This is a genomic window from Flaviramulus basaltis, from assembly GCF_900114265.1.
Taxonomy (GTDB): domain Bacteria; phylum Bacteroidota; class Bacteroidia; order Flavobacteriales; family Flavobacteriaceae; genus Flaviramulus; species Flaviramulus basaltis.
In genome coordinates this window covers 1-5646 of the sequence record NZ_FPKV01000014.1, presented here as the reverse complement: position 1 = coordinate 5646, position 5646 = coordinate 1, and the positions used below count along the sequence as shown (strand labels likewise).

2 tRNA genes and 3 rRNA genes are annotated in these 5646 nt (G+C 45.4%); all 5 read left to right on the top strand.

Annotation, left to right across the window (positions count from 1 at the left end):
- Positions 1–391: 391 nt before the first annotated feature.
- Positions 392–1907, top strand: a 16S ribosomal RNA gene (locus BT151_RS18120).
- A gap of 150 nt (positions 1908–2057) precedes the next feature.
- Positions 2058–2131 (top strand) — tRNA-Ile (locus BT151_RS18115).
- Between the two features lie 122 nt (positions 2132–2253).
- Positions 2254–2327 (top strand) — tRNA-Ala (locus BT151_RS18110).
- A 224-nt stretch (positions 2328–2551) separates the two neighbouring features.
- Positions 2552–5374 (top strand): 23S ribosomal RNA (locus BT151_RS18105).
- 149 nt (positions 5375–5523) lie between these two features.
- Positions 5524–5631 (top strand): 5S ribosomal RNA (rrf, locus tag BT151_RS18100).
- The 16S, 23S and 5S rRNA genes sit together here with 2 tRNA genes alongside, the layout of an rRNA operon.
- Positions 5632–5646 lie beyond the last annotated feature (15 nt).

The window sequence follows — 5646 nt, the reverse complement described above, 5'->3', positions numbered from 1 at the left end:
AAAAAAGAATAAAAAAATATCAAATAATTATTGTGGAATTAAAAAAAGCATTGTAGGTTTGCAGCCGCTTAAAACGGCAAAAGCTAAACAAGGCGAAGTTCATAAATAAGATGAGATATTAATTTTTTTAGAGCATGCAAAACGGCTTCAAAAAAAAGATTTAAAAAATATCAAATAACTATTGTGAGTTAAAAAAAAGGGTTTTATATTTGCACCCGCTTAGCAAGGAAACGAGTTAACGAAAGAAAAAAAAGTTCATAAACATATTGAATTGACAGCGTAAGAAATGAATTGGAAACGATTTATTTCAACAAAGAGAATAGACCATTTAGAGTACTAGAAATTCCTATTAGTTGTTAAAATAAATAGTCATACAAGACTTAAAAATTTAACGATGAAGAGTTTGATCCTGGCTCAGGATGAACGCTAGCGGCAGGCCTAACACATGCAAGTCGAGGGGTAACGGGGTGCTTGCACCGCCGACGACCGGCGCACGGGTGCGTAACGCGTATACAATCTACCTTTTGCTATTGGATAGCCCAGAGAAATTTGGATTAATACAATATAGTATGTTGACTTCGCATGGAGACAATATTAAAGGTTACGGCAAAAGATGAGTATGCGTTCTATTAGCTAGATGGTGTGGTAACGGCACACCATGGCTACGATAGATAGGGGCCCTGAGAGGGGGATCCCCCACACTGGTACTGAGACACGGACCAGACTCCTACGGGAGGCAGCAGTGAGGAATATTGGACAATGGAGGCAACTCTGATCCAGCCATGCCGCGTGCAGGAAGACTGCCCTATGGGTTGTAAACTGCTTTTATACAGGAAGAAACACTCGGACGTGTCCGAGCTTGACGGTACTGTAAGAATAAGGATCGGCTAACTCCGTGCCAGCAGCCGCGGTAATACGGAGGATCCAAGCGTTATCCGGAATCATTGGGTTTAAAGGGTCCGTAGGTGGATAATTAAGTCAGGGGTGAAAGTCTGCAGCTCAACTGTAGAATTGCCTTTGATACTGGTTATCTTGAATTGTTATGAAGTAGTTAGAATATGTAGTGTAGCGGTGAAATGCATAGATATTACATAGAATACCAATTGCGAAGGCAGATTACTAATAATATATTGACACTGATGGACGAAAGCGTAGGTAGCGAACGGGATTAGATACCCCGGTAGTCTACGCCGTAAACGATGGATACTAGCTGTTCGACTTCGGTTGAGTGGCTAAGCGAAAGTGATAAGTATCCCACCTGGGGAGTACGTTCGCAAGAATGAAACTCAAAGGAATTGACGGGGGCCCGCACAAGCGGTGGAGCATGTGGTTTAATTCGATGATACGCGAGGAACCTTACCAGGGCTTAAATGTAGATTGCATTAGCTAGAGATAGCTATTTCTTCGGACTATCTACAAGGTGCTGCATGGTTGTCGTCAGCTCGTGCCGTGAGGTGTCAGGTTAAGTCCTATAACGAGCGCAACCCCTGTTGTTAGTTGCCAGCGAGTCATGTCGGGAACTCTAACAAGACTGCCAGTGCAAACTGTGAGGAAGGTGGGGATGACGTCAAATCATCACGGCCCTTACGTCCTGGGCTACACACGTGCTACAATGGTAGGGACAGAGAGCAGCCACTGGGCGACCAGGAGCGAATCTATAAACCCTATCACAGTTCGGATCGGAGTCTGCAACTCGACTCCGTGAAGCTGGAATCGCTAGTAATCGCATATCAGCCATGATGCGGTGAATACGTTCCCGGGCCTTGTACACACCGCCCGTCAAGCCATGGAAGCTGGGAGTGCCTGAAGTCCGTCACCGTAAGGAGCGGCCTAGGGTAAAATCGGTAACTAGGGCTAAGTCGTAACAAGGTAGCCGTACCGGAAGGTGCGGCTGGAACACCTCCTTTCTAGAGAAAGACGACTAAAAGGAAACACAAAAAACTAATATTACGAATAGTTTATTCTCATTGCTGTTAATTTAAAAATAAAGTCACCAGTCAACGGTGCTTTAATAGCTGTAACAAGTTATTAAAAACTGAAAACTGACGACTATAAACAGTCTCATAGCTCAGCTGGTTAGAGCGCTACACTGATAATGTAGAGGTCGGCAGTTCGAGTCTGCCTGAGACTACAGATTTCGATAGAAATATTGAAAACGTTCATTAAATACTGAAAGGAAATTTTAGAAGTTGGGAAACCCTTACTCTTAATATGGGATTTGGAAATTGATTTTTGAAATTTCATTTTAAACACGGGGGATTAGCTCAGCTGGCTAGAGCGCCTGCCTTGCACGCAGGAGGTCATCGGTTCGACTCCGATATTCTCCACAACGGCTTAACGTTGCTTACTAATAAGTAATTATTAGAAGTAATTCGCCAAACGTTCATTGACATATTGAAAAAAGATACATGAAAAAATATTATTAGATTTATCTAATGTATTAATAATAATTCAGATTAATTAGTATCACCACGAGCGATATCTAATTAATCATATTGTAATTGTCTATTTATAGATGATTATAGTAAACTCATTAAAAAAGCAAAAAGTACAATAAGCTAAATAAGGGCGTATGGGGAATGCCTAGGCTCTCAGAGGCGAAGAAGGACGTGATAAGCTGCGAAAAGCTGCGGGGATCAGCACACATGAATTGATCCGCAGATATCCGAATGGGGCAACCCGGCATATTGAAGATATGTCACCTAGCAATAGGAGCAAACCCGGAGAACTGAAACATCTAAGTACCCGGAGGAGAAGAAAACAAAAGTGATTCCGTTAGTAGTGGCGAGCGAACGCGGATTAGCCCAAACCAGTGTTGTTACGGCAATACTGGGGTTGTAGGACCACAATATTCGAAACAGGATGAATTAGAACCCTTTGGAAAGAGGGGCCATAGACGGTGATAGCCCGGTATAAGTAAAGAATGTCAAGATAGTGGTATCCTGAGTAGTGCGGGACACGAGTAATCCTGTATGAAACAGTCGGGACCATCCGATAAGGCTAAATACTCCTGAGAGACCGATAGTGAACTAGTACCGTGAGGGAAAGGTGAAAAGAACCCTGAATAAGGGAGTGAAATAGAACCTGAAACCATACGCTTACAAGCGGTCGGAGCAGACTTGATCTGTGACGGCGTGCCTTTTGCATAATGAGCCTACGAGTTACCGTTGCTAGCAAGGTTAAGGACTTCAGGTCCGGATCCGTAGCGAAAGCGAGTCTGAATAGGGCGCTTAGTTAGTAGTGGTAGACGCGAAACCGTGTGATCTACCCATGGGCAGGTTGAAGCTGTAGTAACATACAGTGGAGGACCGAACCGGTTGACGTTGAAAAGTCTTCGGATGACCTGTGGGTAGGGGTGAAAGGCCAATCAAACTCGGAAATAGCTCGTACTCCCCGAAATGCATTTAGGTGCAGCGTTGATTTATAGTTTTATAGAGGTAGAGCTACTGATTGGATGCGGGGGCTTCACCGCCTACCAATTCCTGACAAACTCCGAATGCTATAAAATGTTGATCAGCAGTGAGGGCATGGGTGCTAAGGTCCATGTCCGAGAGGGAAAGAACCCAGACCATCAGCTAAGGTCCCAAAATATATGTTAAGTTGAAATAACGCGGTTGAACTGCTTTGACAGCTAGGATGTTGGCTTGGAAGCAGCCATTCATTTAAAGAGTGCGTAACAGCTCACTAGTCGAGCGGTTCGGCATGGATAATAATCGGGCATAAACATATTACCGAAGCTATGGGATAGAAATATCGGTAGGGGAGCATTGTAGTGTCGTCGAAGGTGTGATGTGAGTCATGCTGGAGAAGCTACAAAAGAAAATGTAGGCATAAGTAACGATAATGCGGGCGAGAAACCCGCACTCCGAAAGACTAAGGTTTCCTCAGCTATGCTAATCAGCTGAGGGTTAGTCGGGGCCTAACGCGAACCCGAAAGGGGTAGTGGATGGACAACAGGTTAATATTCCTGTACCTGCTCACGTTAAAAGTGACGGAGGCGTATATTTGGTGCGTGCTGACGGAATAGCACGTTGAAGCGAGTAGTAATACCGCGATAGTACACTAAAACTTCGGTTGCGGTGATAATCCAGAGAAGCGACTTCCAAGAAAAGCGAGTGAAGCAGCCCGTACCCTAAACCGACACAGGTAGTTGGGATGAGAATTCTAAGGAGCTCGAGAGATTCATGGCTAAGGAATTAGGCAAAATAGACTCGTAACTTCGGGAGAAGAGTCGCCACCCTTCGGGGTGGCCGCAGTGAAAAGGTCCAGGCGACTGTTTATCAAAAACACAGGGCTATGCTAAATTGAAAGATGACGTATATGGCCTGACACCTGCCCGGTGCTGGAAGGTTAAGTGGAGGGTTTAGCTTCGGCGAAGATCTCAAATGAAGCCCCAGTAAACGGCGGCCGTAACTATAACGGTCCTAAGGTAGCGAAATTCCTTGTCGGGTAAGTTCCGACCTGCACGAATGGTGCAACGATCTGGACACTGTCTCAGCCATGAGCTCGGTGAAATTGTAGTATCGGTGAAGATGCCGATTACCCGCTGTGGGACGAAAAGACCCCGTGCACCTTTACTATAGCTTAGTATTGGTTTTGGATAAGTAATGTGTAGGATAGGTGGGAGACTTTGAAGTGGCGTCGCTAGGCGTTGTGGAGTCATTGTTGAAATACCACCCTTTGCTTATCTAGAGTCTAACCCTCAACGAGGGGACAGTGCTTGGTGGGTAGTTTGACTGGGGTGGTCGCCTCCAAAAGAGTAACGGAGGCTTCTAAAGGTTCCCTCAGCACGCTTGGTAACCGTGCGTAGAGTGCAATGGCATAAGGGAGCTTGACTGAGAGACCTACAAGTCGATCAGGTTGGAAACAAGAGCATAGTGATCCGGTGGTTCCGCATGGAAGGGCCATCGCTCAAAGGATAAAAGGTACGCCGGGGATAACAGGCTGATCTCCCCCAAGAGCTCATATCGACGGGGGGGTTTGGCACCTCGATGTCGGCTCGTCACATCCTGGGGCTGGAGAAGGTCCCAAGGGTTGGGCTGTTCGCCCATTAAAGTGGCACGCGAGCTGGGTTCAGAACGTCGTGAGACAGTTCGGTCTCTATCTACAGTGGGCGTTAGAAATTTGAGTGGATCTGACTCTAGTACGAGAGGACCGAGTTGGACTAACCTCTGGTGTATCAGTTGTTCCGCCAGGAGCATTGCTGAGTAGCTACGTTGGGAAGGGATAAGCGCTGAAAGCATATAAGCGCGAAACCCACCACAAGATGAGATTTCTTTAAAGGGTCGTGGAAGATTACCACGTTGATAGGCTATAGGTGTAAAGGCAGTAATGTCATAGCCGAGTAGTACTAATAACCCATAGGCTTATTGTACGCCTGTTTTTTTATAAAGTTCAATAGATTATTATAGTATTCATGTATGTCACCCTTAGGGTGTTTTTCAATATGTTAAGATATTTGTTCATCATTATGATGAACGCTGTATGCTAAAGGCGATACGCCAATAGCGAGCAGCTATAACTTAAGGTGGTTATAGCGATGGGGCTCACCTCTTACCATTCCGAACAGAGAAGTTAAGCCCATTAGCGCCGATGGTACTGCATTTGTGGGAGAGTAGGTCGTTGCCTTTTTTGAATCCCGATTCT